General features: G+C 56.2%; 13 protein-coding genes. 6 read left to right on the forward strand and 7 right to left on the reverse strand.

Annotated features, from left to right (window positions below; genetic code table 11):
* Positions 1-11: 11 nt before the first annotated feature.
* The 3 genes from ACTJKX_RS31105 to ACTJKX_RS31115 are packed head-to-tail and all read left to right on the forward strand — an operon-like array spanning position 12 to position 2,721.
* Positions 12-740: an ABC transporter permease gene (locus ACTJKX_RS31105; protein ID WP_440727631.1), complete on the forward strand. Its 729-nt coding sequence runs from the start codon at positions 12-14 to the stop codon at positions 738-740.
* A gap of 53 nt (positions 741-793) precedes the next feature.
* Positions 794-1,984 (forward strand): hypothetical protein, encoded by a 1,191-nt coding sequence (locus tag ACTJKX_RS31110; RefSeq protein ID WP_440727632.1) that lies wholly within the window; start codon positions 794-796, stop codon positions 1,982-1,984.
* Positions 1,981-2,721 (forward strand): ABC transporter ATP-binding protein, encoded by a 741-nt coding sequence (locus ACTJKX_RS31115; RefSeq protein WP_440727633.1) that lies wholly within the window; start codon positions 1,981-1,983, stop codon positions 2,719-2,721. The genes ACTJKX_RS31110 and ACTJKX_RS31115 overlap by 4 nt, the downstream gene beginning before the upstream one ends.
* A gap of 48 nt (positions 2,722-2,769) precedes the next feature.
* On the opposite strand, the gene ACTJKX_RS31120 is transcribed toward ACTJKX_RS31115, so the two are convergent.
* The 7 genes from ACTJKX_RS31120 to ACTJKX_RS31150 form a co-directional block, all read right to left on the reverse strand.
* Complete coding sequence (locus tag ACTJKX_RS31120; RefSeq protein WP_440727634.1) at positions 2,770-3,885, reverse strand: hypothetical protein; 1,116 nt, start codon at positions 3,883-3,885, stop codon at positions 2,770-2,772.
* Between the two features lie 273 nt (positions 3,886-4,158).
* Positions 4,159-5,184, reverse strand: coding sequence for a hypothetical protein (locus ACTJKX_RS31125; RefSeq protein ID WP_440727635.1), 1,026 nt, complete (start codon positions 5,182-5,184; stop codon positions 4,159-4,161).
* Positions 5,185-5,255: 71 nt separating this feature from the next.
* Positions 5,256-5,633, reverse strand: coding sequence for a hypothetical protein (locus tag ACTJKX_RS31130; protein ID WP_440727636.1), 378 nt, complete (start codon positions 5,631-5,633; stop codon positions 5,256-5,258).
* Positions 5,634-5,646: 13 nt separating this feature from the next.
* Positions 5,647-7,098 (reverse strand): glycosyltransferase, encoded by a 1,452-nt coding sequence (locus ACTJKX_RS31135; protein WP_440727637.1) that lies wholly within the window; start codon positions 7,096-7,098, stop codon positions 5,647-5,649.
* A gap of 160 nt (positions 7,099-7,258) precedes the next feature.
* Positions 7,259-8,212: an FkbM family methyltransferase gene (locus tag ACTJKX_RS31140; RefSeq protein WP_440727638.1), complete on the reverse strand. Its 954-nt coding sequence runs from the start codon at positions 8,210-8,212 to the stop codon at positions 7,259-7,261.
* 192 nt (positions 8,213-8,404) lie between these two features.
* Positions 8,405-9,844 carry a mannose-1-phosphate guanylyltransferase/mannose-6-phosphate isomerase gene (locus tag ACTJKX_RS31145; RefSeq protein ID WP_440727643.1) on the reverse strand — a complete coding sequence of 480 codons (1,440 nt, stop codon included), beginning with the start codon at positions 9,842-9,844 and terminating at the stop codon, positions 8,405-8,407.
* A 477-nt stretch (positions 9,845-10,321) separates the two neighbouring features.
* Entirely contained in the window at positions 10,322-11,494 is a 1,173-nt protein-coding gene (locus tag ACTJKX_RS31150; RefSeq protein WP_440727639.1) for a polysaccharide biosynthesis/export family protein, read from the reverse strand.
* 354 nt (positions 11,495-11,848) lie between these two features.
* On the opposite strand from ACTJKX_RS31150, the gene ACTJKX_RS31155 reads away from it, so the two are divergent.
* From ACTJKX_RS31155 to ACTJKX_RS31165, 3 genes are all read left to right on the forward strand, one after another.
* Positions 11,849-12,358 carry a hypothetical protein gene (locus tag ACTJKX_RS31155; protein WP_440727640.1) on the forward strand — a complete coding sequence of 170 codons (510 nt, stop codon included), beginning with the start codon at positions 11,849-11,851 and terminating at the stop codon, positions 12,356-12,358.
* Positions 12,358-14,397, forward strand: coding sequence for a capsular polysaccharide biosynthesis protein (locus ACTJKX_RS31160; RefSeq protein ID WP_440727641.1), 2,040 nt, complete (start codon positions 12,358-12,360; stop codon positions 14,395-14,397). Before ACTJKX_RS31155 ends, ACTJKX_RS31160 begins: the two co-directional genes overlap by 1 nt.
* On the forward strand, positions 14,381-15,567 hold a 1,187-nt coding region (locus tag ACTJKX_RS31165; RefSeq protein ID WP_440727642.1), incomplete at its 3' end, for a glycosyltransferase family 4 protein. The genes ACTJKX_RS31160 and ACTJKX_RS31165, both read left to right, overlap by 17 nt.

Consider the following 15,567-nt stretch of genomic DNA (forward strand, 5'->3'; position numbering starts at 1 on the left):
TTGCCGCCCTGATGATCCGCGAGGGCAACGCGAAATATGGCCATGAGAATCTCGGCTTCTTCTGGATCATGATCGAGCCGCTGTCGCTGGCAGCCATGGTCGCGCTGATGTGGTATGCGACCAACCATTCCCACACTGAAGCCATTGGCCTCGTGCTGTTCGTGCTGACCGGCTATTGCCCGCTGACGCTCTGGCGGCATATCGCAGGACGATCCGCTCGCGTGATACGGCAACGATCGGCGCTGCTGTTTCATGCCAACATCAAGCCTTTCGATGTCCTGATCGCCGTCTTCCTCCTCGAGACAATAGGCATCTTCGCAGCTTTCATCTGCGCCTATGTACCTCTTGTGATCTTCGGCGTGATTCTGCCGCCGCGAGACACGCTTCTGATGATAGGCGGCTGGCTTTTCCTGGCTTGGTTCTGCATCGGCGTCGGGCTGATCCTCGCTGCGCTCACGGAGATATTCGAACCTGTCGAGAAATTCATCGGCCCTCTTCTCTATGTCACAATACCGCTAACGGGCGTTTTTGCGATGATCGATTGGTTACCCCAGAAGGCTCAAGCCGTCCTCATCTATTCGCCTATCGCGACGTCGGTCGAAATGTTTCGTGCCGGAGCTTTTCCGGAGGATATCGTGACATATTACGATCCTTATTTTCTTACCGTTGTCTGTGCCATGCTGACAGCCATCGGCATTCCCCTGGTAGTTTACGCTCAAAAATTCGTGACCCATAACTGATATACCCCGATGGGCGCGCTTCTCCCTAAGACGACATAGAAAGACATTGGAACTTGCAGCAGAAACAAGCAGATAAGCTCCAAGACCTGGCGCCGATCGAAATGATCCCTCTGGTGCCGATAGGGGATCTCGTCGTCCACGAGGCACCTGGAGAAGTAACGAAAGATAGCGGCCGTATCAGCGCGCTGTTCTGGATCGCTTTCGTGTTGCCCACCTTGCTTGCCGGTCTCTATTTTTTCGTCTTTGCCGCCGATCAGTTCGCCTCTGAGACGGAAGTGATGGTGCGTACGCCGGCTGAAAACGGTCTCAGCACCGTCCTAAATACTCAAGGATTTTCTCGTTCAAACGAAGAAACTCAGGCCGTCTATGCCTTCATGCGCTCACGCGACATGGCACAATTACTCGTCACGCAAGACGGTCTTCGAGGCGTGTATGCTCGGCCTGAGAGTGATTTTCTCAGCCGTTTTCCCAACCTTATGCAGAAAGATAATTTCGAAAGTTTCTACAAGCACTTCAGGGATTGGATTTCCATTACGATCGACGAAAGCACGGGGATCATTTCGGTGCGCGTCTATGCATACAGGGCCGAAGATGCGCGCAACGTCGCTCTGGCGGTGATTGAGCATGCAGAGGAATTCGTCAACAAGCTGAACAAGAGAGCCTATGCCGACCGCGTAGATTACGCCGAGCAGATCGTTGGTAAAGCGCAAGACGGCGTCGTTGCGGTCGAAGCCAAGCTCACGCGATACCGCAATGAGGCAAGACTGGTCGACCCAACCACCGAATCGACAACCGCTCTCGATTCAATCGCGAAAATGACTACCGCAATTACGCAACTGCAGGCCTCCCTGGAGCAGCAAAAGTCTCTGTCCCCCAACAGCCCCGGCATCGCTCCCCTGAGCCAAAAGATTTCATCCTATCGCACCGAGATCGAGAAGCTCCGTCGGGAGGTGGTCGGAGGAACGGGGGCAATGTCGGACGCGATCGCCGGCTACGAACGCCTAACGCTGGAGCGTGCGCTGGCTGCGAGGACATTGGAAGCGGCGACGACCAATCTTCTCAAGGCTCGGCAGGAAGCTGAAACGCCACATGTCTATTTGGTACGCATTGCCGAGCCCAACTTGGCCAGTACTGCCGAATATCCCCGCAGATTGCTCTGGCTTGCCTTGGTTGCAGCAATGGGCTTTGCATTCTATGCGGTTTTACGTTTCGCGATCACCCTTATCAGGGAGCATCGGCCATGAGGTTGGAGCTAAAACAAGACCCCGCCCTGGCTCCACCGCCTCCCGAAGTCAATCGACAAGCAGCTACGGTTTCATCAGGATATGGGCCCCGCATCCGCCTCGATTCGGTTACCAAGATCTATGAGACACCGATAGGGCATCGGCGTGTGCTCGATGGCATCAGTTTCGACATACAGGCGGGAGAGAAAATCGCGGTGCTGGGTCGTAATGGCGCCGGCAAATCTACGCTGGTGAAGATCATTGGAGGTGTGGAACCTCCAACCACCGGCACGGTGGAACGAAGCCTGTTTATGTCCTGGCCGCTCGGTTTTTCTGGTGGCCTGGAAGGCCATATGACCGGCATGGACAATATCCGCTTTATCGCGCGTATCTACCGACGCCCGCTGGATGATGTAATTGCCTTCGTGGACGATTTCGCCGAGCTCGGACAGCAGCTTTATATTCCGGTGATGAATTACTCATCCGGCATGCGGATGCGGCTTTCCTTCGCGCTGACCTTGGCTATCGACTTCGACTGCATTCTAATCGACGAAGTGCTCTCCGTCGGTGATCAGCGCTTCCACCGCAAATGCTACGATGCCCTATTCGTGCAACGGGCTCATTGTGCCATGGTCATTGTGAGTCACGACGTCGAAATTATTCGAAACTTCTGTCGAAGTGCTCTTGTTCTCAAGGGCGGTCGCGGTCGAGTATTTGACGATCTGGAGCTGGCACTTAGCATCTATTCCAGCCTGTAGCTTCCAGAGGCCCCACTCTCCCGTTGGCCCATTACTGCACAGGCGCCTCTACGCCCTATCGCGGTGTGTCTTGCGTACCTCTATCATTCCCAGAGCAAGGGTCCCTTCAATGGCGCCCTGTCTTGTCCACAACCGTAGCTGGACCGCATTGCGCGGCTCCACCACAGTGAACGGCACCTCAAAACCATAATGCCCTTTCACCGGCAGCAGAGCCGGCCTATGAACCTGAACCTCAAGTCCGATCATGATCTCAATCAAGAGTTCATTTCCCGAGTAATTGTCGTTCACCTCCAGGCTGGCCCTCAACGTCCACTCTCCCGGCGGAAGATGAAAATAGGGGCCGTAGCACAGGATACGAGCAGGACCGACGAGTTCTATGGTCTCCGCAAAAGGGGCATCGAGTGGCTGCCCCATACGATCCGTTCCAAAAAACAAGCCTCTGGGCCAGTTGAACCCCTCCGCCGGTCTCATCCGGAATATCGCCCCGTAAGGGTTCAGTGAGTGAATGAGCGCTTGCTCATCCCCATCCAGCCGATGGTGAGCGTCACCATCAAGGGCTTTTCCACTCAGCCAGTGTTTCCCGTCGGCCTCCGCTATCGAGCGCAAGATTTCGTCTGCTTGTTCATTGGATAATTTGAGATCTAAGAATTGAAGCACGAGCTCAATAAACGACTTTGGCGTTGCGCAGTTATCTGGCGATAACATCAATAAATTTTGGCACCCCAAAATAATATCATGCAGCGAAGCAAATATAGACGACGCTGACCTTATAGCAAATTCGAGCTCCATCGAACGGCTGTAGCGAAAATGCAAAGCTACCGAGGTGGGATCCTCGCTCACCAGAATAATTTGTTTGGCATTGATTGTGAGTAGATTTGCTATCCGTACATCCGGATTGTCCGTATGAAGAATAACATGATCACTTCGCCTCTGAATCCACTGCTCTTGTAACTGCTCGATCGTTGTAAAATGAAGGAAATCAACACTACCCAATGCAATTTGGGCAACCACCCGAAGTGCAGGGACGATGCGTTGTGACAACAAGGATGGGAGGCCCAGAACGGTTATCAACAAGACGATGCACTCTCTTTGGCCAAGCTGCGAGAGAACAATAACAGGCACCCCACGACCGGTCCGAAACTCAGCGATCGTTCCATCGACCAAACTCCAAAGACGTTCTCTCGTAACGTCTCCATCAAGGATCAGACCGACCGTGCTTCATCGCGCTTTCATACGGTTGATCGGTAGCAAAGATCTTTTAGCCAGACTTAGCGAATATAGCTGGCATTGGCACATGGCCAACAGAAAATCTGAGTCCTTTCTTACCCAGCGCATACGGGTCGTTATTCCAAAGAGATTGAAGCACATAGAACCAATCCAAGCTCCTCCCCGTGCAGGCGAAGAGACGCACCACGAGAATCTCCAACTTAGGGACGGCTACCTAGGAACCTCGACGACCAAACAAATTGAAGTCGCGTCGAAGTCACCCAGCCTCAAACGGATGTGAGGTTCCCCCCTGCCATAGGGAGGAAGATCCACGACTTGCTCGGCATAGCCCGCATTCTCCACATCGAAATCAACGTGGCTTGTCTTGAAACCACGCATAATCAGACGCTCGACCAGCGACGAAATATCACGCTTTCGATAAATGCTGATACTGGCGCTTTCGACTGTTGCGTCATTTGAAGTCAAATTGAATTCCGTCGTATGCACGGCCACTCCCCCCGGCTTGAGAGTGAGCAACGAATTTTCAATGAAATCGAGCCCGTGCTGAAGAGATCCAAGATGCTCCAGCGAACATGATGACCAACAAAAGTCGAATTGCCCAAAAAATTTTGAATCAATCGCATTCATATCGACTTCCGAAAAGCTAACGAGCTCCCTCATCATCTTGTCGGTACAAATTCCACGTTCGTTCAAAACCGACGTGTCTACAATATGCTGGTGCGTTGAAACCCAACCTGCATCTAAAGCGGATTGCAAAGACTGATCGGTTGCTACGACCTCGGCGCCAAAAGAGGCAAATAGAGATGGCAAAGGTTCTTGCCCAACGCCAAAGCCAAGCCCCCTTTTTCCAGGCGATAGCATCCCGCGTTCGTAGAGCACCTGCGCAATATAAACATATTCCCACTGCTTGCGAAGAAATCTGGGCTTGTCTTTTAGCGCTTTCACCCAGAAACGATACTGGTCCAGCAGGAAATGACGCTGGTGGCACAATGCGGATGTGAGCCCGATCGATCTTGGAGGACTAAATTCTGGCATCTCGGTGCCAACAAAGGCTTTATAGAGATTATTCTCGTGATCGCCCTTGAAGGCGATCGTCTCCGCCAGATTCCGAGCCCCATAGCCGATACGCCATCCGTCTGCCTTCTCGCGCTCCAGATCTTCTATCTTTTGCTTCAAAAACTGTATTTCGTCGGTCAGCTTCTGAAGATCAGCTTTGTTCGTTTCCTTTGAAAACATCTATATATCTCTCAAGGAGGATAGTGCGTCGGGGTAAATGACGCTCCAGGCAGGTTGCACGGTCAATGAGGCTAGCGCTGTTGTTCGCCGCCCTTCTTATCGCGAAGAACGCTACCCAGAAGGTCTCGAAACTCGATCGACGAGTCTGCCATGAAAACTTCGAGCCGCTTCTTGAAAGTCTCGTAACCCTCCACCTGAAGGCACACATTCCAGAAATAACGTCGTTCACCGTCTAGGAAGAAATCGGCGTCCAGAAGGTTTTGAGACCTCATTAGATCAATCATCGAAATAAGATGCTCAGCAGTGGCAACTTCGCTTTCTGCCCAAAGCGTCTGCGCTGGTGATATATTACATAGTTCGAAATAATCCAAATCGATCTTTCGAGGGAAATTATTGACAAGATTATAAAGTAGGTTTCGCTCGCAGGTATTTATTCGATTGTTTGCCATGACGGCCGTGCTCCTAAGCCAGCAATGTCGCCAGGCGCTCAGCCATGACATCCTGATTGAACGCCCCATTCACGAGTCTCTTCAGTGACAACCCTTTTTGCTTGCTGTTAGGGTCTGCCCTGAATTGCTCGATCACTCGCACAAGATCCCCTTTCTTGTTGGCATCAAAATAATAGGCCTGGTCGTAGGTGATCTCTCGAAAGACCTCCAGATCCGTGCAAATGATAGGTGCGCCAAATGCCGCGGCCTCAACGATCGGGATTCCGAACCCCTCGTTCAAGCTCGGAAAAATGAATCCCTCACAAGATCTCAGCAGGTCAAACTTCTGTACATCCGAGACATAGCCGGTAAAATGCAAATTGGGGAAGTTTCCTGGTCTGCGTTCCATGTAGCGATTCCCATCAATCTGGCCCATGACGATAAAATTTGCTTTACCAACGTAAGATCTTGAGGCCTCGACAAGGGCTGCGACATTTTTTCTTGGCTCGTCAGAAAGTATGCTACAAAAGAAAGGTAAATTTCCATTCCATGACGGCAATGGAAAAATCTTTTTTGTTTGAGAAAAAGGATTTTTTTTAAGAATATCTATCACCCACTGCTTTCTTTCCTTCGCTTTATTTCGACGAATAGCTCTTACATAGTTGGACGGAGCATTTCTATCACCGACCAAGGCCGCCTGCTTAACTTCCTCCCGAATTGGAGGGTAAATCGTTATTTCGCGATCAACAGCATCATTTCCATAGATTCTTTTAAAGTACTTTCCCGTTGTCTCGGAATTGTAAATAGCATTTCTTCCGACTGCCATTGTACATTCCATCTTATGGACAAATAATTTCCGCCAATCAAATCCCATAGAAACTTCATAAAACGGAATAAGATCATGAATAACGTAGGATATATCTCTTGAACTTACTCCGCTAACCTGTATGTAGTGCGGTGTATCAATAATAACATGATCAAATCCGGTTGCGTCAATTGCAACTGGCCGCAAATTCTGGTACCCACGGCGAAATGACTCGGAATACACTCCCCTTTGCGTCAAAATACCATCAAATATACGCAAATGATCGGAATAGGACGAGGGAGCATACTCGGACAATTCATCTGGTTCGATCGAGAACAAGAATTGATTCCGGGCATTTTCCGTATCCAGCATCGCTAGACGAAAATCCATCAAATGAGGATGCTCATCAGCAAGGCGCTGTTCACTTGGGTCGGGATAGTGCCAATCGAAGCGAAATCTGTCGCCTTCGAAGTGGCGCATCACATCTGCAAAATAGGCTCTGCGGGTACCAAGATCATTAATCTGTCTTTGCACCTTTCTATCGGAAGCCAGAAGCCCAGTCTGCGGCGGCTCTACAAGCAAAGTTACCCGGTGCCCTAGCTTCTTTAAAATCTGAACAACGCCGTAGGTAAAGTTAAATATGCCTCTAGCATGTATCGGCGTTCCCAAGCTATCCGACACCAAAAGTATATGCTTTGACATTACCTCAATTGCCCTTCAACTATAGGGGTACTTCGCCCTAATTCCAACCAGATTGACTTTTCCAACAGGACCTTTTTCACTCATGTGGGAGTTTCCAGTAAAACGCCCTGGCATTCTACATCGTCATGGACAGGGAGATCTAACGGGCCTCCGAAAAGCGAAACGTGCCGAGATGGTGATCCGGCCTATTTGGGTCATTTGGCTGATCCAAAGGGGTGGGAAACACCCTGCGGCTCTTCTCGGTTTTGAACGCAGCCCTGTTCACATATGTGACCTCCAGCACCGGCGGCACAGGGACGCCTCCAATAACGACTAAATCACAGCAGTTATTTGAATGAATATGGACAGGGGCGAAAAGTTTATGCATTTTTCGCAGTGCACGCTCAGCTGGATAGAATACCTCGTCCTGCCCGAGGTGATCAAACCAATGATACTCAAGGGCGATTTGTCCAAATTGCCGCAACGTCTTTTCCGGCACAGCGCTGAGCGCTTCCCATTCCGCTCCCTCAATGTCCATCTTAAGAATAATGTCAGTCAATTCAGAATGATTATTATCTAAAATAATATTTTCGATTGTTTTCAGATCAGTATCACTACTTTTTCCAGATACTCCCGTTTTAAAAAAATGAAACTTAACATTCTCTTCTGGGAGATTTGGTATTGTATGATCATACATATACACGTCATATCCCAGATCCGCTACATTTCTGTCCCAGGATACGTCGTTATTAATTCCAAAAGAATAAGCTATTTTCCCCTTTAAGCCATCCTTCAGAAATATATACCCTCCATCAAAATCTTTGCCCAATCTAACATAACAATCACTTCCGATGACATCTTCTGGCTCTAAATACTGAAATAGAGACAAAACCCTATCTCTAAGAAATTTGGAATGAACTCTCTGTGAGACATAATCACGATCGTCTCTATTGTAACTCCCCTCAAGAGCCTTCAACCTCCGAGCTAAATCATCAATAACTCCGCCCATTCCATCGACTTTCGACAGAGAACCTACGCTGGCTGCCAGCTGACGATCGATGTAATTGCGAATAATATCAGGCACAGAATCGTCCATACTTTGTAATTCTGTCATCAATCCCTACCTCCATTCGACAGTATCGGTGTCATGCGATAAAGACACATGCAATTCAAAACGATCGGCAGGCAGGTGATGTAGCGGGCAAGACAGTCACTTTCCGATATTGCAACCTCTCCCATCGCCAACTACCTCTTGCATTGTATCCACGGACTTGCCCGTTTGCCGGATCGACGGACAAGATCGCTCTCATGACGCCTCGCGATTGTAGATGTCCTCGATGCGGATGATGTCATCCTCGCCAAGATAGCCGCCGGTCTGCACTTCGATGATTTCCAGATCGATCTTGCCGGGGTTCTCCATGCGATGTACTGCACCGATCGGGATATAGACGGATTCATTCTCATGCACCGACTTGACCTCACTACCGATGGTGACGAGAGCGGTACCACGCACCACGATCCAGTGCTCGGAACGGTGATGATGCTTCTGCAATGACAGGCGCCCGCCCGGTTTGACCACGATGGACTTGACCTGGTGCCGTTCGCTCAAATCCAGCGAGCGATAGCTGCCCCAGGGGCGGAAGGATTGCCGGTGCTCCTGTGTCAGGAGGCGGTGGCTCGCCTTGAGCTGTTCGACCAGCGCCTTGACGCCGGCTGCATCGTCGCGGCGGGCGACCAGGACGGCATCGGGCGTGACGATAACGGCGACGTCGTCGAAACCGGCAATGGCGACCAGCCGGCCATCCGTGGAGACGAAATTGGCACGGGCATCGACGAAGGCCGCCTGGCCACGGGCGGCATTACCCGCCTCGTCCAGGGCGTAGAGATCACGCACGGCACTCCAGGAGCCGACATCCGACCAGTCGAAGGTCGCAGCCACCACGGCCGCGCGCGCCGTACGCTCCATCACCGCATAGTCGATGGAGCGGGCCTCGGCGCGCGCGAAAGCAGTTGCATCGAGGCGCAGGAAACCGAGATCGCTCTGCGCCGTGGCGACGGCCTCGCCCACCGCGTCAGCCGTCTCAGGGTCGTGCATCGCATAGTCAGCGAGCATCACGCCCGCCTGGAACAGGAAATTGCCCGAGTTCCACAAAAAGCCCTCGCCGACATAGCGTTCCGCCGTCGCGGCATCCGGCTTCTCGACAAAGCGGACCACGTGCCGTCCGCCAGCGACGATCTCCTCACCCGGCTCGATATAGCCATAGCCGGTGGCAGGGCCTGTCGGCTCGATGCCGAAGGTGACGATGTGGCCAGCCCGGGCCACAGTGCCGGCTTGCCTGCATGCCTGCTGGAAGCCCTCGACATCCCGCACCATGTGATCGGCAGCCAGGGCAAGCACCAGGGCCGTTTCACCGTCCTGATCGGCGATATGGCGCGCACCGGCGAGGATGGCCGGGCCGGAGTCACGCGCTTCCGGCTCCAGCAGAACATCGGCCTCGATACCGAGCGCCTCCAGCTGGTCGGCGACCAGAAAGCGATGGTCCTTGTTGGTGACGATGACGGGGCGCCCGAACAGGCTTGTATCCGCAACTCGGCGCAGAGCTTCCTGAAAGGTCGAGAGAGCGCCGAAAAGGGGCAGGAACTGTTTGGGACGGTTGCAGCGGGAAGCCGGCCAGAGCCGGGTACCGGAGCCGCCGCACATGATCAGGGGACGAATCGGACTGGACGCTTCGCGCTTGAATGCCATGAGCTCGGACGCCACAAACCACCTCCAGGAAAGTTCAAGCCTCGCGGTAGCTTCGACTCACGCAACGTCACCTTCGCAAGGGTTCGTCAGCATAAATACCGATACCTTCGTAACTGGCAACCGACATTCCAGAAGAACGAGGCAAAGATAAGGCTAATCTCCTGATAATACCTCCCCAAGACACCCGCCCGCCGCCTCCATCGTGCAGCGACGAGGCTTCAATTCTCAAAAAAGTTATTCAATTTCAAATACCTACATAAGGCAGAGCTCTTCCTCGACCGTATCGGCAACGATAGTTTCTCTGATAGAATTGAGGATTTCAGTAATATAATACTACTATTACTCAAGGTAATTTTGAATATGTAACTGGGCTTATCCAGGAAGGAAGGCAGCTAGGCCAGCCTCCGCCTCCAAAACAAACGCGCCCCGCCCTTTCGGGCGAGGCGCGTTGAAGAAAAGCCGTTCGAGAGCTTGGGCTCAGCGCCCGATCGTCGAGAGATTGGCACCGGCACTGACGATGCCCACGCCCCCGCCGATCATCTGCAGGAACTTGGCGAGATCGGTCGACGGTGCGTTGGAGATGTAGAGCACGTCCTTGTTGCGCATCAGGAAGCGCTGCGACCACAGGAAGGAACCCGGATTCTTCATGTCGAGGCGATAGACGACGGGTACGCTGCCCGACCGATAGCCACCGGATGCCGCGCCGCCCCTGAGTTCGCGATAGGCAGCTGCATCCTCGTAGCGGAACACGAAGACACCGCTGGCGTCCGAACGCGAATCATTCAGTCCGCCCGACTTGCCGATGGCTTCGGCGAGGGTGACCCTGTCGCTCGTGAACTCGATGGTGTCGTTCTTGCCGGTGGCGCCGAGCACCGTGAAGGTGCGCGGCTCGCGATAGATGAAAAGCTGGTCATCCGCACGCATATAGATGTTTTCGCGCGGATTGGAGACCAGGGAGGTCAAGCTTTCCACGCCCGTGCGCGTACCGCGCGTCAAGCGGACGAAGAGATCGTGGGCTGCCGCCCGCGGACCGCCGGCGAGGGCGATCGCATCCAGCACGCGCGTGCCCTTGACGGCGAGGGGGAAGCGGCCGCCCTGGCCGACTTCGCCGGAGACAGTGACGAGATTGGCGGCATTCTGGGTAAGGGTGACCAGCACCTGCGGCTCGATCGCCTTGGAGGACAAGGCGCTGACGATGGCTTGGCCGACCTGGGCCGGCGTACGGCCAGCGGCGACGACGCTGCCGGCATAGGGCACGTTGATGCGCCCGCCGCGATCGATCTGCTGGGGCGGCAACTGCACGCTCTTGCTGCCGGCACTGCCGGTAGCGTCGGAGGTGCCGAACAAGCCGCCCGAGCTCGCCTCGAAGATGGAGACCGACACCATGTCGCCGATGCCCAGCGTCCCGCTCGACGGCGGGCCGCCTGCCGCGAAACTGCCGAGGAAACCGGTCGGGCGATGCCGCGACAGTACGGCAACCGTCCCGGCATTGACGTCGAAGATGGAATAGGGACTGGCGACGCCGCGCGACTGCGCACCGCCATTCTGCTGACGGCTCAGAATGGTTTTGGCCGTGGGGCCAGCATTCGGCAAGCTGGAACAAGCCGCAAGGCTGGCGGTGATCAGGAGAATGATTGGAATACGCAACACTTCGACATCACTCGCTTTTCAACGGCACCCTATCTTTTTTCCCATCACTGACGGACTGGAACAAGCCTTGATGCTTTTTGTGGTAAAGATCTCTGTTCAGAAGGAGGTAACATTTGCCCAAACATCAGGCCCCTTCGAGCTTTTCTCGCCGGCGCCGATGAAATGAACGTCACAACTTCAAACCCGAATCGACTTCCATCCAACCCACCATGGAGACCTCATTCGCTCGGGCGACCTCGCAGTCCCGCTTTCCGTCGCTCCCATATTTTCGCTTCCGTTTCGGTCTCCCGAAAGGTAAGTAGGAGCCATAGGGATTGGCGGAGGGCTCTGGCAGTGCCAACCGAAGGAGGCTGCATGGCAGCCCGCGCCAATTTGCAAACTTTCCGTGATAATGCAACAGAAATTGCGCCGTTCCTGGCAGCCATCCCGTCACGAAATCTACACATTAGATTCTCTTGTGAGAAATTTTCCTTAATTTGCCACCTGATTTTTTCCACTTTCTTCAAGAGCAAAAAAAGGTATTCTTATAATATACTGACAATCGACAGCGAAGTTTTCGCTCGAACTCCCCAGAGAGACATCTCGACTGAGAACCGTAAAGGCTCAAAGCCTGCTGAAGATACAAAGATTACTCCTTTAGTAGTAGGACACGCCTCTTTGCCGGCGGCGTTTGCGCAGGCCCGTGCAGCTCTATTCCGCTGGGAACGGCAAGCGGTCACGTCTTTCAGATTCAGGTCATCGATCCCGGTCATGCGCCACCTGATGCAGGGGCCCCTGCAACCATCCCCGAAGCCGCCTTCCGTCATGGGCATCTTGGGCACCCTGCACGCCGTGCCCGCCACTGCCTTTCCAGGGTCATGCTGATGGACCGGTCCTGGTTGCCACGTCCTGGCAGCGTTATCGGCCTGCCCCTGGTCACCCTGCTGCGTTTCCCGGATCTCGGCGAGTTGCTGCCGGAGTATCGGCTGGTGGCCTTGGAGCGGGCGGGACGCAGGGTGGATGCCGTCGCCGGCTGGGGCCGCAAGCTGCCGGCCCGTTGGGCCAGGCATGCGGCTGCCCGGCTGGCTCGCCCCTTTTTCACCCTGGAGGACGGCTTCCTGCGCTCTGTCGGCCTCGGCAAGACCGGGGCGGCGGCCGTTTCGGTGGTGATGGACGACCTCGGCGTCTATTACGACGCCCGCACGAAATCGCGGCTCGAGCACGAACTGGCGCTGGGGAATTTTCGCGAGACCCGGCCACGCGCCACAGCCCTGCGCGACAAGATCGTGCATCATCGGCTGACCAAATATAACCATCTGCCCGACAGGCCATTGGGGCTCGGGCCGCGCGGGAACCGCCGCATCCTGCTGGTGGAGCAGGTCGCGGGCGACCTGTCGATCGCCGGCGCCTGCGCCGACGGGACGAGCTTTGCCGCCATGCTGGCCGATGCCCTCGCCTTGCAGGACGCCCAGATCATCATCCGCTCGCATCCGGATGTGATGGCGGGCCGGGCCCAGGGCAGCTTCGCCGGCCTCCCGGCTGCCTCCCATCTGCGCCGGCTTGACGATGCCGTTTCCCCCCACGCTGTGCTCGATGAAGTGGACGAGGTCTGGACCGTGTCGAGCCAGCTCGGCTTCGACGCACTTCTGCGTGGATTGCCGGTGCGGTGCTATGGCGTGCCCTTCTATGCGGGGTGGGGATTGAGCGAGGACCGGCCGGTGCTGCCCGGCGCACGCGAAGCCCTGGTGCGCCGCCAGGCGCGGGCCGGGAACCAGCTCGACATCGTCGACCTCGTCGACGCCGCCCTGATCCGCTACCCGCTCTACGCCGATCCGATCACCGGCCGCGCCACCGACCCCGAACAGGCGATCGCAAGGCTGCAGGGCTGGCGTGCCCATGCCGGGCGCTGGCGCGGGGAAACCGAGGCCGTCGCCATCAAGCTGCACAAGCGGCCGATACTCCGGCGCTATTGCGCCGCTCCGGGCGCCACCCTTCGCTTCAACGCCACGGCATCCGGAAAGGCACGTCAGCTCAGCTGGGGCCTGCCACGGTCTTCCGCTAACGGGGCTGCGGCGATCGCGGTCGAGGACGGCTTCCTCAGATCGGTCGGACTCGGCTTTCCCGGCACCGTCCCGATCTCGCTGTGCTTCGATGCGAGCGGTATCTATTATGATGCCACCACCGCCAGCGATCTCGAGACCCTTCTGGAGACCGGCACTTTTCCCGTCGAACTCACCGAGCGCGCCGCGCGGCTGCGGCAGGCGATCCTGCAGGCCGGGCTGACCAAATATAATCTGCGCAGCGATGTGCCCCACGAGCTCCATCGGCAGGCAAGGGGGCGCCGGCGCGTACTGGTGGCCGGGCAGGTGCCCGATGACCAATCCCTCAGGCTCGGCCTGCCCAGCCATGCCAGCAATCTCGAATTTCTCCGGGCCGTCCGCCGCGAATGCCCCGACGCCTTCGTCATTTTCAAGGAGCATCCCGATCTGGTGGCCGGCAAACGGCCCGGCTTGAGCGACCCGACTGCCGCCGGCGCCCTGGCCGATCATCTGGCGGTGTCGGGGGATGCCGCGGCCTGGATCGACTTTGCCGACGAAGTGCATGTACGCACCTCGCTGGCAGGGTTCGAAGCCTTGCTGCGAAACAAGCCCGTCATCTGCCACGGAGCCCCCTTCTTCGCCGGCTGGGGCCTGACGACCGACCGCGTCGCCATTTCCCGCCGCACGCGCCGCCGCACGCTCGATGAATTGGTGGCTGCCGCCCTCATCCTTTATCCGAGCTATCTGCACCCAGTCCGAGGGCTGCCGATGGAGGCCGAAGATGCGGTGAGCTGGCTGAGCGCAGCGCGCCAGGCTCCCGCCGGCAGAACCAACCCCTTGCGCCGAATCATACGCTGGTGGCCCCGCAATGCAGTTTCTTTTTGACGTATCGCGGCATCTGCGCCGGCTCATCCGCACCACGCCCACCGGCATCGATCGGGTCGATGCCGCCTATATCCGGCTCCTGCCCGACATGGCCGGGGACGTTTCCTTCGTCGCCAAGATGCCGGGCTTCAACGGTTTGCGGCGCGTCGACAAGCTTCTCCCTTCCCCGGAATCTTCGGCCTGGCAGGGATCCGATGTCGAAAAGGATCGCATCTACACCGATCTGACCGATTATCTCGCCACGCCGGTGTGGGCCTCCGAACGCGGCTGCCGGCGCCTGGCCGAAACCAACCGGACCGAACCTTCCGCCGCCCGGGTGGCGCTCACCGGCATGCGGCAGGTCTTCGGCACCCGCGACCTGCCTCTCAATCTGCGCGGATCGGTGTATCTCAATACCTCTCATTCGGGCCTGGAGAACACTCTCAAGATTCAGGAGATGAAGCGGCGCGGGGCACGCATCGTCGCCATGCTGCACGACCTCATTCCGGTCGACTTTCCGGAATTCTGCCGCGAAGGCGAGGCGGCCAAACATCACCGCCGCATGCTCTCCCTGCTGCAGCATGCCGACCTGATCATCGCCAACTCGGCCTATTCACGCGACCGCTTCATGGCCTGGCTGGCGACGGCCATTCCGCGCGGCGAGCGCCGGCCTGCCGCGCCGCGCGTGGTGGTGGTGCCGTTGGCCGTCGAAAACGAATTCCTCACGCGCACCGCCCTGCGCCCGCCTTCTTCTCAGATTCCTTATTTCGTCTGCCTCGGCACCATCGAGGCGCGCAAGAATCACGCCTTGCTGCTGCTGCTTTGGCGCCGTCTTGCCGAGAAGCTCGGCGCGGCCTGTCCGCGCCTGGTGCTGGTAGGACGGCGGGGCTGGAAGGTCGACCAGGTCCTGGACCTGTTGACCCACGCCGCCCCGCTGGCCCGCCATGTCGTGGAAGTGGCCGACCTCAGCGACGCCGCCGTCGCCTGCCTGATCGCCGGCGCACACGGCATGGTTCAGCCATCACTGGTGGAGGGTTTCGGACTGCCGATCCTCGAAGCCAATGCCCTCGGCGTGCCGGTGATCGCCTCCGACATTCCCGCGCATCGCGAGGTGGCCGAACTCGCCGGCCATCATGGCATCAGCCTGGTCGATCCCATCGACCTGCCGCAATGGATGGGTGCGGTGACGGC

It is taken from the genome of Labrys sp. 22185 (assembly GCF_052045555.1).
GTDB classification, from domain to species: Bacteria; Pseudomonadota; Alphaproteobacteria; order Rhizobiales; family Labraceae; genus Labrys; species Labrys neptuniae.

Excerpts from the sequence above, each read along its gene's own strand:
- ACTJKX_RS31140 (WP_440727638.1), bottom strand. The coding sequence starts at position 8,212 with ATGACAGAATTACAAAGTATGGACGATTCTGTGCCTGATATTATTCGC.
- ACTJKX_RS31115 (WP_440727633.1), top strand. The coding sequence starts at position 1,981 with ATGAGGTTGGAGCTAAAACAAGACCCCGCCCTGGCTCCACCGCCTCCC.
- ACTJKX_RS31155 (WP_440727640.1), top strand. The coding sequence starts at position 11,849 with ATGGCAGCCCGCGCCAATTTGCAAACTTTCCGTGATAATGCAACAGAA.
- ACTJKX_RS31160 (WP_440727641.1), top strand. The coding sequence starts at position 12,358 with ATGGACCGGTCCTGGTTGCCACGTCCTGGCAGCGTTATCGGCCTGCCC.
- ACTJKX_RS31145 (WP_440727643.1), bottom strand. The coding sequence starts at position 9,844 with ATGGCATTCAAGCGCGAAGCGTCCAGTCCGATTCGTCCCCTGATCATG.
- ACTJKX_RS31125 (WP_440727635.1), bottom strand. The coding sequence starts at position 5,184 with ATGTTTTCAAAGGAAACGAACAAAGCTGATCTTCAGAAGCTGACCGAC.
- ACTJKX_RS31130 (WP_440727636.1), bottom strand. The coding sequence starts at position 5,633 with ATGGCAAACAATCGAATAAATACCTGCGAGCGAAACCTACTTTATAAT.
- ACTJKX_RS31105 (WP_440727631.1), top strand. The coding sequence starts at position 12 with ATGATCCGCGAGGGCAACGCGAAATATGGCCATGAGAATCTCGGCTTC.